We start from the raw sequence: 15,504 nt of genomic DNA, 5'->3' as shown, positions 1-15,504 counted from the left end.
CTAGCGAGCAACCGGCCGCGAGAGATTCGGCGGGTCAACGTGCTTCGACCCGTGCTAGACGATGTCCCTCGCAATGTCGGTCAGCCAGTCGAGGGCCCTCGCCGGGGGAATCGCGCTTTACCTCGCCGCGTTCGTGGTGCTCTCGATCGCGCTCGTGCGGATGTTCTCCGCCTTGCTCGGGCCTCACTTCGAGCTCGTGTGGACCGCGCTCCTGCCGCTCGGGCTCGGCGTCGGCGCGTGGTTCGGCGGGGTCGTGCGGGGCATCGGCAAGCCGCCACGCAGCGTGGCGCCGGTCGCGCATTTCGCCGCGCTCTCCGCGGGCGCGATGGCCATCTCGGTCGTGGTTGGGGTGCGCGCTCGTTCGGTCGACACGTTCGATCGCGCGGCGCTCGGCCAGCTCGCGATCTTCCTCGGCACTTCGCTCCTGCCCTTCGTGCTCGCGGGCGTGACGCTTGCGGGCGCCCTCGGCGTGGCGCGGCGGCGCGTGGCCGACGTCGGCAAGAGCGGGCTCCTCGTCGCGGCGTGTGGCGTCGTCGCGGCGGCGTTCGTCCTGCGCTTCGGGCCTGCGCGGGTGGGGCTCGGCTCGGCCATCGCGGCGAGCCTCGCGGCGGCGCTTTTTGCGGTCGCTGCGCGGCGTGAGGTCCCCGTGGCCGAAGGCGAGGGTTCGTCCGGCGAAGCGGAGCGGCCGCGGGTCCACCTCGGGATCGTCACGACGTTCGTGCTCGGCTGCTCGGTGCTGCTCGCGGGCGAGATCGGCGCGCCGTACCTCAAGCTCGCGGCCATTCGGTGGATCCAGATCGAGCGTGTCTCCTTCCAGCGCTGGACGAACCGCGCCCTGCTCACCGTGGACAAACCCGCGGCGGGCGCCGTGTGGTTGCGCGCGGACGGCACGATGGGCACGCAGATCTACGACGGGAAGCAGATGCCCCCGGCCTCGCCGGACGAGCTCGGCTACGTCCTGCACAAGGACAAGGGGCCCGTGCTCGTCGTGGGATCGGCCGGCGGACGTGAGCTGCGGTCCGCGCTCCGGCAGAACCAGAAAGAGATTTACGCGGTCGAGCCGGACCCCGCCCTCGTGCACGAAATCATGCGTGGCGAGTCGCGCGCGTGGAGCGGGGAGCTCTACGACAAACCCGAGATCCGGCTCACGGTCGAGGGGCCGCGCGGGTACGTCCGGCGCCCGCCCGTGCCTTATCGCAGCATCGTCGTCGGGTACTTCGACGCCTTCGCGCCTTCGCCGGTCGGCGCCGTCGCAGCCACGCCGAGCCCGCTCTTCACGACGCAGGCCGTGCGGGATCTGCTGCTCGCGGTCGTTCCCGAGGGCACCGTGACGCTCTCGCGGCCCGAGGTGGAGGCGGATCGGCTCGTCGCGCTCGCGACACGCGCGCTGCGTGAAGCGGGGGCCCAGGCGCCTGCGACGCACCTCTTCGGCTGCACGAAGGACAGGATCACCACGCTGCTCCTCAAGCGCACGCCGCTCGGCGCCGAGGAACTCACGAACCTCCGGTCGCACTGCCGGCGGCACAAGTTCGCCGAGCTGCTCATGGCGGAGGCGCCCAGAGGAAACCTCCGTCGTTTGCTCGTCGAGGGCGCCGATCCGGCCGAGCTCTCGGCGCGGCAAGGCACGGATCTCCGGCCGCCGACGGACGATCGTCCCTTCTGGTTCTCCACGGTCGCGCCGGGCGAGCTGAAGAAGACGCTGCTCGACGTGCGCGGGCTGAAGGAGAACCAGCGGGGGTTCTTGACGATCGCCGCCGGCCTCGGGGTGACCGCGCTCGCGGCGTTCGTCGCGCTGCTCGGGCCGCTCGTCGCGGCGCGGCGGACGCTCGACGGCGCTTCGCGTGGATCGATCCTGCGCGCGGCGCTCGCGCTCGGCTTCTCCGCGGCGGGGGTCTCGCTCATCGGCGGGGCGCTCCTTCCGCGGCTCGGCGTGGTCGTGGGCCGGGCCGATCTCGTGGCGCTCGTGCTGCCGCTCGTCTTTTTGCTCGCGCTCGGCCTGGGCTTCGGGCGTGGGCATCGGCCTTGGGACGTGGCCGCGCGTGGCGCCGCGCAGCGCTGGTCGCTCGCCCTCGTGTTTGTCCTCGCGCCCCTCGCGATGGGGCTCGATGCGGCGCTCGGGTTGGCCCTCGGGCTCACGCTGCCGGCGCGGCTCGGCGTCGCGGCCGTGATCCTCGGCGTGATCGGCCTGGGCCTCGGCGCGCTCCTCGCGCTCGGCGCGCGGATCGCGTCTTCGCTTGCCGATCGCGCGTTGCCCCTCTCGATGGCCGTCGCCGGATCCTTCGCCGCATGCGCGCTCTTTGGTGGCGCCTTGCTCGCGCTCCGCCTCGGCTACAGCGCCGCCGTGCTCTGCGGCGGGGCCTCCGTGCTCCTCGCCGCTGTGCTCGTCCCTGCGGCGCGGCGGCCGACCCGGCTCGCTGCGCCTCGCCCTGAGCCGTTGCCGGGGGATCGCGTCACGCCCATCAGCGAACGCCCGACCGTGCCGGAGCTCGATCTGCCCCAGGGCGCCTCGGCCCATTCCAGCTAGAACATCGATCGGTTTGACGACCGCTCGATGTTCTAGCTCTTTTGTCCCGAGGGGGACGCCTCGCATCCCCCTCTCGCCCGGGCAAAGCCCGGTCGATTCACCCCCCGAGGCGAGCTCGCTTCGCGATCTCGCAGAGCGCCGAACCGTTCGGCGCTCTAGGGATTTGCGTCTGCCCGAAAACCGACATCCCCACAGGGGATTGCTCTCCGGACGTGGGGATTTTTGGCGGGCGCGGGGTAGGATCGGGCAGGAGAGCAGGCAGCGGCTCGGGGGGGACGCTGCTGCTCTCGCGAGCGAGGGGCGCGCCGATCGCGCCTCTCGCTCGTTTTACGTTTGTCGGGACACCCGGGCCCAGGGACCCTCGGAGTGCCGGTCTCGTCGAAATCGCACGTCCCGGTTGCATCTGCTGCGGCACGATCTTGGCGCTTCGAAGGGTGGCGGATGGCCGACGTGCATGCTGCGACGCGACAAATAACGCCCCGGATGGCCGAAACGAATTCCTCCGCTATCCTGGATCGCATCCTCATGTCCAGCGCGATTCCCATAGGTGGGCGAGACACACTCAGGCAGTCGCTCGTCGAGTTGCTCCCGGTCGCGGATGCCCTCGACGCATCGGATCTGCGGGATGCGGCCGAAGCGTGCATCGTGCTCCTCGACACCCCGATGCGCGTCGATCAGAAGAGCCTCGCGCCTTTGCTGAAGCTCACGCACGAGCGCGCGGCCGAGGTCTTTCGCCGGGGCGCGCGGGACGCCGACGGCCCGCTGCGCGCCCGCCTCGAAGCCTGCCGTGCCCGCGCCGAGGCGCAGGCCAAGCAAATGCAGCAGTTCCTCCCCACTTTGTTTTCGTGATTTCGGGGGATAGGAGCCTCGTCGAGCGTACGAGGCCTCCTCGGTCCCGCATGCGTCTTTTCCTGGCATTCTTTTTCATTGTCGCCGCATGTGACGCGCCGTCTCGCCCCGACGCGGTTCTCCCCGCGCCGCTCACGCATCCGACGCCGGCGCCACCTTCGCCTTCGAATCTGCACGCGAACCTGCCTTCACCTCCGGTTTCGCGTCCGCATCCGGCCTGCTCCGATACGCGTGACACGCCAGGGATCTGGCCGCGCCCGGACGGGTTCGCGCGGGTCGTCCCTGCCAAACCTGGAGCGCTCGGCCACCTCGAACAGGACTTTGCCGGCCGGCCCGTTCGGCTGCGGTTCGTCGGGGCACACCTCTTCGATCTTCTCGACAAACTCCTCTACGAGGGAGGGCCGACCGAGCTCGATCGCCGCCGCGTCGCCTGCATCGCGCTCGACGCAGTCGCCCGGAGCGGCGCGCCCGTCGTGCGCCTGTGGGGTTCGCTGAAGCAAACCGGCTCGTCGACCGAGATCAAGCACGCCGCCGATATGCTCGCGCTCCTGCTCGACGAAAACGCGCGCCGCGAGCAGCCGTTGCGTTTCATCGTCACGCTGCAGAACCACCAGGCCGGCTACGGCGCTCCGGACAGCACGCGCTCGCTCGACGACCAGGACCCCAAGAGCCCCTTCTTCGCGAAGCGTTTTTATCTCGAAGGCGGCTGGAAACAAGCAGGCGCCGGGTCCCTCGCCGATCGTATCGAGGCGTTCGCGGCGAGGCCCGCCATCGCGGAAGATCGCGCGATCCTGGCCTTCGAGCTCGTCAACGAGCTCGACACCTTCCGGAACGTCGCCCGCGGCACGTGGGACGGCCCCGAGGCGGGCGTGTGGGTGAGCGAATTCGTGCAGCCCGCGCTGCGCCTGCTCGGCGAGCGTTTGCCGCACCCGATCCTGCTCGGCGACCTGCGCGGGCACGAGGCGGCCTACGTGTCCTCCCAGCGCGCGTGGATCGAGGCGCTGCCCGCTTCGCTTCGGGCGCGGCTCGTCTGGACGGCGCACGTGTACACGGCCGTCGCGCCTTCGGGGAACGACCCCTCGTTTGCCCGCGCGACGTGGAAGCTCGAGAAAGACCTCACGATCGCGCGGAGCCTCGGTTTGCCTTTCCTGCTCGGCGAGCTCGGCCAGCACGTGCCGAGGAGCGCCCCGCGTTTTTGCCAGGGCGGCGCCCGGCACGACCTCGGCCAGCTCTTCGATGTCGTGCTCGGCCCGGCCGGACCCCGCGCCGAGCGGCGCCCGATCGAGGCCGCGATCCTGTGGGGCGAGGGGCTCTGTGATCTCGACCTCGAAGGCGGGCGGCGTATCTCGATCGGCGCGGGCGGCGATTCGGCCGACATCGGCCCGGACGAACCCGCGGCGCGCGAGCGGATCCGCGAAATCCGGCAGGATCCTCGATTTCGTGTGGAATGACTAGCGGCAACAATATTTGAACGCGTCCTCGACCAGCACTGCGCCGCTCGGCGCGCCGCCCGCGGAGGTGCAGGCGCCCGTGTAGACGCTGGCTTCGAGGGCCTCGATCGAAAAGGTGCCGGAATCGGCGAGCGCGGAGACGTCGACGCAGGTGTCGCCCGTGATGTCGATCGGGGGAGCCGTGTCGGCCCCCGATGCGGGCACCTTGCAGTTGTTCGAATCGAACACACGATAAGCGCCGTCCTCGCATCCGGCGCCCTCGAGCGTGCACGTGCAAGCGCCGCAGGTCCGCGCGTCCTGCCCGCCCGCAAAGGCCGTCAGCGTCTCTCCATCCCAGCCGCTCGGGCATACGCCGGCGCCGCTGCTCCGCACGCAGAGCCGCGCGCCGGCTTCGAGCGGCGGCGCGCAGGTGGAGCCCTCCGCGCAGCCGAGCCCCGCGCCGAGCGCGCAGGCCGAGACGATCTGCTGAAAGAGCTGCGGCTCCGTGAGCTCTCCGCCGCTCGGCGTGCACGCGCCGTCCGATTGCAGGGCGCCCGCGCCGATGATGCGGCAGCTCGCGGCGCCAAGGGCGAACGGGCTGAAGGGCGCATCGCATTGCCCGACGTCGGCGAGCGTCGTGTTGACGGCATCTCCCGAGCAGTTCTTGGAGGGCCAGCACCGGAATTTCGGCGGGTTGCAAGCGCCGCCCTGGACGTCGCTGCACGCGCAGGGCGTGCAGGCCGCGGGCGCGGGGGACATATAATGGGCGGTGCCCGGGATGCCCGCGGGGCACGAGGGGCCGGACACGCCGTCCCAGAACGCGCGCTGGACCCAGAACGGGCCTTCCCAGCCGGGCGGAGCGTTCGGGACGCAAAGGGTCGTGCCACAATCGGGGTCGTCGCAATCGGCGAGGCCGTCGCCGTCGTCGTCCACGCCGTCGCCGCAAATTTCGTCTCCGGACGCGAGGACGAGCTCCGGCTCGATGCTGCCAACGACCTGGCATCCGCCCAAAAGCGCGAAGAGCCCTACGAAATTCCCGATCCACCGCTTGTAAGCCATGTCGTGCCTCATTGGGTGACCACCATACCCGATCCATGACGAGGGGCGTTGCCAGAGCGAGGACGCTCGGCCTACAATTGATTCGGGGTGCCTTTATTCGAAAGGTGCCTTCCGCGGGTGGTGGGCCGCTCGATGCGGTTCGCCGTTATGCGGGCGACGCACTCTTTGGATGGTTGCTTGGGAGCACGATCGCATGAAGAAGCTGACAAACGAGCTCACTCGTCCTCGTAGACCTCGGCAGATTCGGGTGGCGGCGACGGCGCTTCCCCCAGCGACGCGCCTCGCGCTTCGCCGTCGCACCTTCATGATGGGGCTCCTTGGCGGCGTCGCCGCGACGTTCGCGGCGGGGTGTGGCTCCGATCCCATCGCGCCGGCGCCTGGGGCGCCCACGGCGCCTTCGGGCGTATCCATCCCCGAAATCAAGGAAGGCGAGGACGTGATCGCCTACGTGATCCGCGTCAAGGAGAAGTACGACCACGAGTTCTACAAGGCCGTGATCGGCGCCGCGAACGATTTCAAGGAAGGCGACGAGGCCCTCGGGATCGCAGCCGCCGACGAGCCGTCGCGCGAGAACGCGCGCAAGCTCCTTGCGAACACGAAGATCGGCGACCTCGTGGACCGCCCGATGCTCGAAGACGCGGTGTATGACCTCGTCCTCAAGGCGACCGACGCGACCGCGCTCGACGGCGTGCGCGCGTGGAAGATGTCGGAGCTCAAATCGTTCTTGCTCGAAAAGACCGAGGACGAGATCAAGGCCGTCATGGTGGGCCTGCCGAGCGACATCATCGGCATGATCGTGAAGCTCATGAGCAACGACGAGCTCATCAAGGTCGGCCAGACGGTGTTCAACCCGCTGCCGGGCTCGAACATCGGCGCCAAGGGGTACATGGGCGCGCGTATCCAGCCGAACTCGCCCACCGACGACACGAACGACATCCTCTGGCAGGTCATGAACGGCTTCGCCTTCGCGGTCGGCGACGTCGTGCTCGGCAACAACCCCGTGTCGAGCGAGGTCGCGAGCGTGCACGCCATCGAGGAGGTGCTGAAGGACGTGCTCGTCACGTTCAAGCTCGAAGACACGCTGCCGCATTGCTGTCTCGCGCACATCGACGTGCAGGCCGAGGTGGAGAAGCAGTTCCCGCTCTCGACGGCGCTCTGGTTCCAGAGCCTCGGCAGCACGGTCGACGCGAACGCGACGTTCGACGTGACCGTGGAGAAGATGCTGAACCACGCGGCCACGCGCTCGGGCAAGTACGGGCTCTACTTCGAGACGGGCCAGGGCGCGGACGCGACGAACGGCCACGGCGCGGGCTTCGACATGGTCGTGCACGAGGCGCGCAAGTACGGCTTTGCGCGCGCGCTGAAGAAGAAGGTGGCCGAGGCGCAAAAGGCCGCGGGCCAACCCGAGGCGCCCTGGGTGCACCTGAACGACGTGGCGGGCTTCATCGGCCCCGAGGTCTTCCGCACGAAGCAGCAGCTCGTCCGCTGCTGTCTGGAGGACATCGTGATGGGCAAGCTCCACGGCCTGCCCATCGGCTTGGACATCTGCTCGACGCTGCACATGTCGGTGGATCTCGACGATCTCGACTGGTGCATCGACGAGATCATGCCGGCGAACCCCGCCTACCTCATGGGTTTGCCCACGAAGAACGATCCGATGCTCTCGTACCTGACGACCGCGTTTCAGGACCACGTCCGGATCCGCGAGAAGCACGGCTTCAAGGTCGACGACAAGATGTGGGCATTTTTCCAGGAGCTCGGCGTGATCGACGCCATGGGCAAGCCCACGCAGTACTTCGGCAACGTGAAGTACGTCTACGCGAAGTACGTGAAGGCGAAGGACCCGGCCGACATGCGCTCCGTGGACGAGATCATGAATGCGCAGGAGACGCTCGACGCGCTCGACGCCGTGAAGGCGCGCGGCGTGTTCATCGCCGAGGGCCACGGGGCGAACCCGTGGGATCTGAACCCCACGCTCGACAAGTACATCCGCGACCTCGTGGCCGACGGCAAGAAGAGCATCCTCGCCGAGCTCGATCCGGCGTTTGTCGCGACGATCCCGAGCGCGGTGAAGATCTGGACGGGCGCGAAGGATCGCGACGATTACATCCTGCACCCGCCGACGGGCGAGCAGCTCAAGGACGAGGCGGTTCGCGAGCTCGAGACGCTGCGCGACACGCACGCGGGCAAATACGACGTGCAGATCATGATTTCCGAGGGCCTGAACGCCTTCTCGATCTCGGATCCGGGCCACGTCGACAAGTTCCTGCCGGCGCTGCGCGCGGAGCTCGAAAAGGCGGGCTACAAGGTCGCGCCCGAGCACATCGTGTGCACGGCGGGGCGCGTGCGCGCGGGGTATCACGCGGGCGAGGTCCTTTACGGAAAACTCGCCGATACGCAGAGCAGGCGAGCCATCGTGCACATCATCGGCGAGCGGCCGGGCAGCGAGCACCGCGCGTTCTCGGTGTACATGACGAACCCGAAGGTCGAGGTCTGGGCCCAGGCGGGCAAGGTCGACCACGACATCACGAGCGTCTTCGCCGGCCTCGCCGACACGACGTACAAAGACAAGGATCCGGTCGCGTCCGCAAAGCAGGTGGTGGCGCAGCTCAAGAACCTCTAACGGAGGTGCTGCCCTGACGTTGCGCGAGGGGCTCGTCCGTCAAGGCGAGCCCCTCTTCGTGATCACTCCGGCAGCGCGATCGCCCGGAGATCGGTGCCCGCCGCGTACGAATAACTCACGTACGAATCGAACCCACCCACGGTCACGAGGACCGGGACGCCGGCGACGACCCGGTGGACGCCGTCGTTTTGCTTGCCCGGCAGGGTGATCACGAAGTTCGCGAGCGCCTCGATGAGGGGGAAGCTGAGCTGGCAGTTGTAGACGAGGTACGCAGGCGGCTCGCCGCCGCGCTCCTCGATCGTGAGGCCGTCGGCCGCCTCGACCTCGCAGCTATCAGGGCCCATGAGGATCTCGTCGAGCAGGACACCCTGGCCCGCGGGCACGACGATCGAGACGTAATCGAATGCGTATTTGTCGGGCGTGAGGAAGACGTAATCGGGTCGGGCCTGCTCGAGCGGGGGGACGATGAGCAGGCTCGGATCGCCGCCGGGCAGGCCACGTCGCACGCCCGCGGCGTCCTGGCTGCCCATGATCTGCGCCACGATGATGGGCTCCGTGCTCTCGGCCGTGAAATGGCGGTAGGTCGTGACCTCGGCCGAATCGCCGAGCCACTTGAGGTCGATCACGTCGTACGGAGGCGGCAGGCTCGTCGTGATCTTCGCGCCGGCCTTCGAGGCGGCGACGAAGCGCACGTAATCGGGCTCGGGGACCTCGTCGATGAGCGCGCCGGCTTGTTTGACCATGCGCGTGCGGCTCGGCGTGTGCGGGATGGCGAACGACTTTCCAGCCGTGCGGACCGGATCGAGCTGATCTTCGAGGTGATCGGCGCAGCAGCGGCGGTAGGCCAGGGTCGGGAAATGGGGCGCGTCCGAGGCCTCGCCGCCCGTGAAGACCGCAATGGGCCCGGTCGACTCGATGGTGCTGCCCGTGAAGTCGGCGTTGAAATCGCCCGTCTCCAGGTTCAGCACGTCGAAGGCGTCGAGGCGCGCTTCGATCGTGCCGTTCGCCGGCGTCTCGGGCACAGGGCCGCCGCCGACGACCTTGGTCTTCGTATGCACACGGACCGTGGTGTTCGGCTGCGTGCCGACGACCGTGAGGAACGAGCGGAGGTGGGTCGGGTCGTTCGGGTTGAAGTTCGTGTCCGGATCGTCGGTCGCGGCGATCGTCTGCGGCCAGCCGACGACGACGTACGACGTGATGAGGCTGTCCTCGACGCCGAACGAGAGCGCCTCGGTGGGCTTCAAGAGCGACGCGTCGTTCGAGAAGACGTTGACGTTTTCGAGCGGGTTGAACTGATACGCGACGACGGGGAAATCCGAGCGGACGCGGTAGGCGTGCCGCGTGAGCGCCGTGTGCGTGCCCGTGTCGTATTCGCCCTCGGGGCTGCCGTCGACCTCGCGCGGGCCGAGCTTGAAGACCTGGAGGTTCAAGGGCGCGATGACCGCGGTCGCGATGTCGTAGGGCGCAGCTTCGGAGCCCGGCAGGCCGTCGTCCTGCGCGATCCGCACGGAGACGGCGACGTCCGGGTGCGGGTTCGAGATGACGACCGCGAACTGCTGCGCGGCCGCGTTGCTGGTCGCGTCGATCATCGCGTTGTCGAGGTCGACCGCCCAGTACTCGCAGCCGACGTTGCTCTTCTCGATGGTCGCGCGGCCGCAGAGATCCACGCAGTTTCCGAGGCGGCACGCGATGCCCTTCGACGGATCACACGTGTCGACGAGCGTCGCGGCGGTGCCATCCGCGTTGCAGCGGTAGGCCTCTTGTCCCTTGCAGCTCCCTGCATTCGGGAGGCACGCCGTGCAGCGGAGCAAGGTCGGCGCGCAGACGAGGCCCTCGGCCGCGCAGTCCTCGACGAGGGTCCACGCAGGGCCCGCGCCGTCGTCGGTGCAGCGCTCGAGCGCGGTCGTGCATCGTTCGAGGCCCACGACGCACGCGGGCGGCGGCGGGGGCTTGGGCTCGACCTCTTCCCAGCGGGTCGATTTGTCGAAGCAGCTCGCGACGAGCGCCGTGGCGAAGACGACGAGGGCGCCGCGGCCGAGCTTCTTCGAGCGCCTGGATCGCTCGTTCATGCGCGTCTCCTCGTCGCGATCACAGGAACACGTTGAAGTAGTCGAGGGCATAGGCGCTCATGCCGCTCGGCCGGATGTCGCGGTAGCGGAGCGCGCCGTAGGAGAACTTCTCGACGCGCGCGCCATAGACGCCGATCGTGACGGGCCCGCCCGGCAGGCCGCCCGAGGGGAAGGGGAAGCCCGAGAGATCGGGGACCTCGACGGCGTGCGAGCCCTTGGGCACGACGACGGTCCAGCGGATGAGGCCGCCACCGCTCGCGATGTCGTAGACCGAGAGGTCGATCGCAGAGCCGCCGGCGCCGAACGTGGTCGCGAGGTGACGGCCATCCCAGGCCGCGCCGCTCGCCGGCGTGTTCAGCGTCGGCACGCCGACGAACCCATCCACGAGGAGGCCCTCGGCGGTGCTCGTCGAGAGCAGCCGGCCGACGACGGACATCGGCGCCGAGGCCTGCGCGCCCGTGACCGCGCGCGCAGTGGAGTGGTACGTCGCGCCAAACAACGAGCCGTCGAGCGCAGGCAGGCCGACGAAGGGGATGGGCCCAGCGAGCGGCAAGAGCGGCGTCTTCACGCCCGCAGGCAGGATCGCGTAGCCGTCGTTGCCGAGCATCACGGAGACCGTGGCGCGCACGCGATCCGGACCCTTCGGCCCTGGCGCGGGCGGCGTGACGTTCATCGTGAGGGCTTGATCGAGCGACCGATCCATCACGATGTAGACCTGCTCGGTGAACACGCCCGGCTGCACGCTCACGCCTTGCACCATGCCCATCGCGTACGCCGTGAACTTCGTCGGGACGGTGTTCGTGGTCTCGACACCGGCAAGCGCGTACAGGGCGCGGTTGCCGGCGCCGCTGCCGAGCTGGAACTGGTAGCCGAGCTCGCCGGGTGTATCGGGGAGGATGGCCGTCGAGGGGTGTGGGAGCTGGAAGGACGCGGTCGGATCCTGCGTCGCGTGGAAGACGTACGCGGCCTGGCGTTCGCCCGGCGCGGGCGCGGGTACGTTGATCCAGGGGGATTTCTTGAACTCGACGTTGCCGGTCCAGACGAGCTCGCCGCGGATGCCGCCGCCCGCGCCGGGTTTGCCCCCGACCGGCGGAGGATCGCCGTCGGCCACACAAGCAGGGCTGAGGACGGGATCCAGGTAGACGGTGACGGTGTCGACGGGGACGTCGACGAACGAGATGGGGCTGTGGCACTTGGCCGCGATGGTCACGGTGCGCGGGCCCGAGAGCGAGGGATCGTCGAAGAGCGTGACGCCCGTCGAATCGACCTGTTTCACGAGCGCGGACGGGAGAGCGCTGCCCACGATCACGTGCGCGCCGGGGATCGGATCCCCCGTGAAGTTGTTGTAGACGAGCACCTTGAGCTTGCCCGCGAGCAGAGCCCCGGAGAGGCCGCCCTTGAAGCCGTTCGTGCTGTCCTCGTAGGTGTATGCGTCGAGCACGACGATCGGCTGGCCGTCGCCCACGTCGACCGCGACGGGCTTCGCGCCGGGCGTGCCTTTGGGGACGGTGCACGTGATCGAGGTCGGTCCGCTGACGGTCTGCGTGGTGCAGGGTTTGCCGCCGATCTTGACGACCGTGCCGGGCCCCCAGCTCGTGCCGTCGCCGGCGATTTCGACGACCGTGCCGCCGGCAACGGGCCCGCTCGAGGGCGCCGCGTAGAGCGCGTCGTAGGCGTATCCGCCGGGGAGCGAGCGGCGCGTGGATTCGTCGTCGCCCTTCTGCACGGTGAGCGTGACCGGGCCGGCGGAGCCCTTGGGCGCGACGATCTGCAACCGGGTCGGATCGATCGGCAGCATCGTGGACGTGTCGGCCTCGACCTCGCCGAACCAGACGCGCGTCGCCGCTGCGAAGCCGTTGCCGCGAAGGAGCACGCGCTGGCCGCCGGTGAAGGGGCCGTGCGTGGGATCGGCGCCGATGACGGCGTAGGGATCCGCGTTCGGGATGTCGGGCGCGGCGTCGATGGGCGGCACGCCGCCGTCGAAATTGATGAGCGGGTCTTCTTCGTCGCCGTCGGTCTGACGACGGATGCCCTCGGGCGCGCCGGCGATACACGCGGAGGCGGTCAGCGCGAGGAGCAGGAAGCCACGGAGGACGAATTTTCTCGGGCTGGCTTGGAAATCGCGCACATCACGAGTGTACGCGATGCGGGTAGGTACGGGCGAGGTTCGGCTGCGCATCGACCGCATTGCGGTCGATGCACGCGAGGTCCAGGGCTTGCCCTGGTTCGGGTCCAGGGGCGAAGAGCCCCTGGTCGGGTCCGGGGTGAAACCCCGGCGATACGCTGCGGAGCGCCCTCTCAGGGATCCTTGCCACCGACGAGGCCGAGGCTCGCTTGCTTCTCGGCGAGCGCCTTTACGGCCGGCTCGATGTCCTCGAAGGGCTCGTTGAAGTGGATGGCGACGGCGTACGGCCAGATGTCCGAGACCTCGACGCTGCGCCGCTCGTCCCGCACGACGCGGCCCTTCACCTCGCGGGCCTGGTTTGGATCGCCCGTGAGGTACAGCGAGAGCGTGACCTCGTCGCCGATTTTCACGCGCGCGCGGGTGAGCAGGAGGGCGCCCGAGACGCTCAGATCCCGGATCACGGCGGTGCGCTTGGTCCCGTTGCCCGTGTCGACGTGCGCGGGGAAGACGGCCATGTGTCGCAACGCGGTGCGGCGGTCCGATGCTGGGCCCGATACGGGGCCTTCGGAAAGCGGTGCTTCTTCTTCACGATCTTGGTTGCTCATGGACGTTCCTCGGCGCGCGCTCGGGGAGCCATCTTCCCGCGGGAGCGCCGCTCGTGACAAGGCCGAACGCCCCAGGCTTTTTGGCGTCGCCTAGCTCCGCGCGACCTCTTCGCGATCGCCCCTACCAGCGAGGCGCGCGACCGTGTCGAGCAGCGTCCCGAGGTCGAACGGCTTCTTGAGGAACGCCGCGCATCCGAGCTCCTGCGAGAGCCTCCGCCCCTCCGCCGCGCTCATCATCACGACCGGGATGCCGCCGAGCGACGCGTCTTCGCGCATGAGCCGCAGCATCTCGGCCCCGTCGACGACGGGCATCATCCGATCGAGCAGCACGAGGTCGGGCCGCGATTCGGCGATACGCGTGAGCCCCTCGCGCCCGTTCGACGCCGTGATCACGCGGTAGCCTTCCGCGGTGAGGAGATCGCTCAGCACGTCGACGATGTCGAGTTCGTCGTCCACGACGAGGATCGTCTTCACGCGCTCCCCCGGAGGCGCCCTCGCGCGTTCGGCCGCTCCACCTCGATGCCCTGGCTCGAAATCCGGAGCCTCCGCGAGGAGGGATCGTGCTTCCCGCCCGCGACCTTGCGGGTCGCGACGTACCTGCGCAGCCGCCGCCCTTTTTCTTCCTCCTCGAGGACGATGACATTGTCCACGAACGCGGCCTGCGGCAGCGAGATCGTGCTCGGCGCGCGCTCCCACGTGGAGATCGTCTCCGCGAGCAGCGTGGTCGCCCCGCGCCTCGCGAGCGCGGCCCACAACGCTGCATGGAAGCGATCGAGTCGCTCGACGTCCGTCACCATATTGCGGAAGCCGCGGAGCTCGTCGATGAACACGCGCTTCTGCCCCTCCTCGCTGGCCTCCTCGAGCAGGCGCCACGCAACCGCGTCCGCCGTACCCTCGGTGGGAGGGTACCATAGCATCGTCAGCTCGGAGCGATCGAGCGCGCCCTGGGCGTCGAGCCCGACGCCTCTCGCCGCCTGGACGATCCGCGCGGGCGCCTCGCCGAAACCCAGGTAAATCCCGCGCTCGCCGCGACGGATGCCTTCGAGGAGAAAGCTCATCCCGAGCAGCGTCTTGCCCGTCCCGGGCGCTCCGACGAGCACCGTGGACGAACCGGCGAGGACGCCTCCGCCGAGCATCGTGTCGAGCCCCGGCACGCCGAAGCCGATCCGCCCGCGCGGGGGCGCCGAGGAGGGCGGCTGGAAGGGCCAGGCTTCGAGCCGCGGGTAGACGTGGATGCCCTTCTCGTCGATGTCGATCGCGTGCGCGCCGAGCGCGTACTTCGTGGCCCGCATCTTCTCGACCACGAGCTCGCGCTCCGAGCGCGCGCCGATGCGGCGCTTGTCCAGCGTGATGAGCCCGTCCACCGTCGCTTGTTCGGGCCGTGGCATGTCCGAGGCGCGCTGCGTGGCGAGCAGGAGCATCGTGCAGCCGGTCAAGCTCGCCGAGGTCGAGAGCGTCAACAAGAACCGCTTGAACACGCTCGTCGTCGGGGCGAACTCCTCCGCCGTGCCGAGCCCGTCGAGCACGAGGAACACCGCGCCGTGCTCCCGGATCGTACGGCCGAGCAGCTCGAGCAGGCCGTCGAGGCCGCTCTGTTCGAGCACGCCGTACCCGCTCATGTAGACGATCCGGTGCGGCACGAAGGTCGGGTCGAAGAACTCGAACGCCGCGAGATGCGCGAGCATGCGGGCGTGCGCCTCCGCGAGCAGCGTGACGTACACGGCCGTCTGGCCCGTCGCGGCGCGGCGGAAGGTGATCTGGTTGGCGAGGATCGTCTTGCCGCTGCCGGGCGGGCCCACGACGAGGTGGACGCTGCCGGCCAGGAAGCCTCCGCCGAGGACGGTGTCGAGACCCGTGATCCCTGTGGGAATCCGGTCGAGGCTGGGTCGCTCGGCGTCATCCTGTTTCATGGCGTGCCCCTGGGATGCCGATGGTCCGTCCGCCGTCGCAGGTTCTCCCGTAGGGATAGCGCGTGAGGAGGTTCACCGCGAGGAACCGAACGAAAGGCCCGTTCCTTCCGTTGACAAGCCCCAACTCGCGGGGCAGGATGCGCGCCCCCGTTTGCCCCCGCATTTGCAACGGCAAACGGACTCCACACGCTCCCCCGGCACACGCCCCATGAGGTGGGACCTGCGGCCGGTGCTCCCAAGGATCCGTTGATCCCGGGGGGTTGTCCGCAGGATGGGGAGCGGAGGTCCAACCGAACCCGAGTAAGGAATC

General features: G+C 69.2%; 10 protein-coding genes. 4 read left to right on the top strand and 6 right to left on the bottom strand.

Annotated elements, in window-relative coordinates:
• Positions 1-61: 61 nt before the first annotated feature.
• From E8A74_RS05735 to E8A74_RS05725, 3 genes are all read left to right on the top strand, one after another.
• Positions 62-2,524 carry a polyamine aminopropyltransferase gene (locus E8A74_RS05735; RefSeq protein WP_136927902.1) on the top strand — a complete coding sequence of 821 codons (2,463 nt, stop codon included), beginning with the start codon at positions 62-64 and terminating at the stop codon, positions 2,522-2,524.
• 525 nt (positions 2,525-3,049) lie between these two features.
• Positions 3,050-3,373 (top strand): hypothetical protein, encoded by a 324-nt coding sequence (locus tag E8A74_RS05730; protein WP_136927901.1) that lies wholly within the window; start codon positions 3,050-3,052, stop codon positions 3,371-3,373.
• 50 nt (positions 3,374-3,423) lie between these two features.
• Complete coding sequence (locus E8A74_RS05725) at positions 3,424-4,824, top strand: glycoside hydrolase family 5 protein (protein WP_136927900.1); 1,401 nt, start codon at positions 3,424-3,426, stop codon at positions 4,822-4,824.
• Here E8A74_RS05725 and E8A74_RS05720 read toward each other — a convergent pair whose 3' ends face one another.
• The gene (locus E8A74_RS05720; protein WP_136927899.1) at positions 4,825-5,862 is read right to left on the bottom strand and encodes a hypothetical protein; all 1,038 of its coding nucleotides are present in this window, start codon (positions 5,860-5,862) and stop codon (positions 4,825-4,827) included.
• Between the two features lie 304 nt (positions 5,863-6,166).
• Here E8A74_RS05720 and eutB point away from each other — a divergent pair, with 304 nt between their 5' ends.
• Entirely contained in the window at positions 6,167-8,485 is a 2,319-nt protein-coding gene (gene eutB, locus E8A74_RS05715; protein ID WP_136927898.1) for an ethanolamine ammonia-lyase subunit EutB, read from the top strand.
• 62 nt (positions 8,486-8,547) lie between these two features.
• Here eutB and E8A74_RS05710 read toward each other — a convergent pair whose 3' ends face one another.
• From E8A74_RS05710 to E8A74_RS05690, 5 genes are all read right to left on the bottom strand, one after another.
• Entirely contained in the window at positions 8,548-10,554 is a 2,007-nt protein-coding gene (locus tag E8A74_RS05710; RefSeq protein ID WP_136927897.1) for an IgGFc-binding protein, read from the bottom strand.
• Positions 10,555-10,573: 19 nt separating this feature from the next.
• A complete protein-coding gene (locus E8A74_RS05705; protein WP_232379392.1) occupies positions 10,574-12,682 on the bottom strand; it encodes an IPT/TIG domain-containing protein in 2,109 nt (702 codons plus the stop codon).
• A 170-nt stretch (positions 12,683-12,852) separates the two neighbouring features.
• On the bottom strand, positions 12,853-13,284 hold the full coding sequence (locus E8A74_RS05700) for a PilZ domain-containing protein (RefSeq protein WP_136927895.1): 432 nt from the start codon (positions 13,282-13,284) through the stop codon (positions 12,853-12,855).
• 90 nt (positions 13,285-13,374) lie between these two features.
• Positions 13,375-13,758, bottom strand: coding sequence for a response regulator (locus E8A74_RS05695; protein WP_136927894.1), 384 nt, complete (start codon positions 13,756-13,758; stop codon positions 13,375-13,377).
• Positions 13,755-15,194 carry a DUF7125 family protein gene (locus E8A74_RS05690; protein ID WP_136927893.1) on the bottom strand — a complete coding sequence of 480 codons (1,440 nt, stop codon included), beginning with the start codon at positions 15,192-15,194 and terminating at the stop codon, positions 13,755-13,757. The genes E8A74_RS05695 and E8A74_RS05690 overlap by 4 nt, the downstream gene beginning before the upstream one ends.
• Between the last annotated feature and the right edge of the window lie 310 nt (positions 15,195-15,504).

Origin of the sequence: Polyangium fumosum, from assembly GCF_005144585.1 — a bacterium.
Lineage (GTDB): Bacteria > Myxococcota_A > Polyangia > Polyangiales > Polyangiaceae > Polyangium > Polyangium fumosum.
Note: the sequence above shows the minus strand (reverse complement) of the source record. Positions and strands in the feature narration are given on the sequence as shown.

Bases quoted from the DNA above. Each gene is read 5' to 3' on its own strand.
- E8A74_RS05735 (WP_136927902.1), top strand. From the start codon at position 62: ATGTCCCTCGCAATGTCGGTCAGCCAGTCGAGGGCCCTCGCCGGGGGA.
- E8A74_RS05730 (WP_136927901.1), top strand. From the start codon at position 3,050: ATGTCCAGCGCGATTCCCATAGGTGGGCGAGACACACTCAGGCAGTCG.
- E8A74_RS05725 (WP_136927900.1), top strand. From the start codon at position 3,424: ATGCGTCTTTTCCTGGCATTCTTTTTCATTGTCGCCGCATGTGACGCG.
- E8A74_RS05720 (WP_136927899.1), bottom strand. From the start codon at position 5,862: ATGGCTTACAAGCGGTGGATCGGGAATTTCGTAGGGCTCTTCGCGCTT.
- eutB (WP_136927898.1), top strand. From the start codon at position 6,167: ATGATGGGGCTCCTTGGCGGCGTCGCCGCGACGTTCGCGGCGGGGTGT.
- E8A74_RS05710 (WP_136927897.1), bottom strand. From the start codon at position 10,554: ATGAACGAGCGATCCAGGCGCTCGAAGAAGCTCGGCCGCGGCGCCCTC.
- E8A74_RS05700 (WP_136927895.1), bottom strand. From the start codon at position 13,284: ATGAGCAACCAAGATCGTGAAGAAGAAGCACCGCTTTCCGAAGGCCCC.
- E8A74_RS05690 (WP_136927893.1), bottom strand. From the start codon at position 15,194: ATGAAACAGGATGACGCCGAGCGACCCAGCCTCGACCGGATTCCCACA.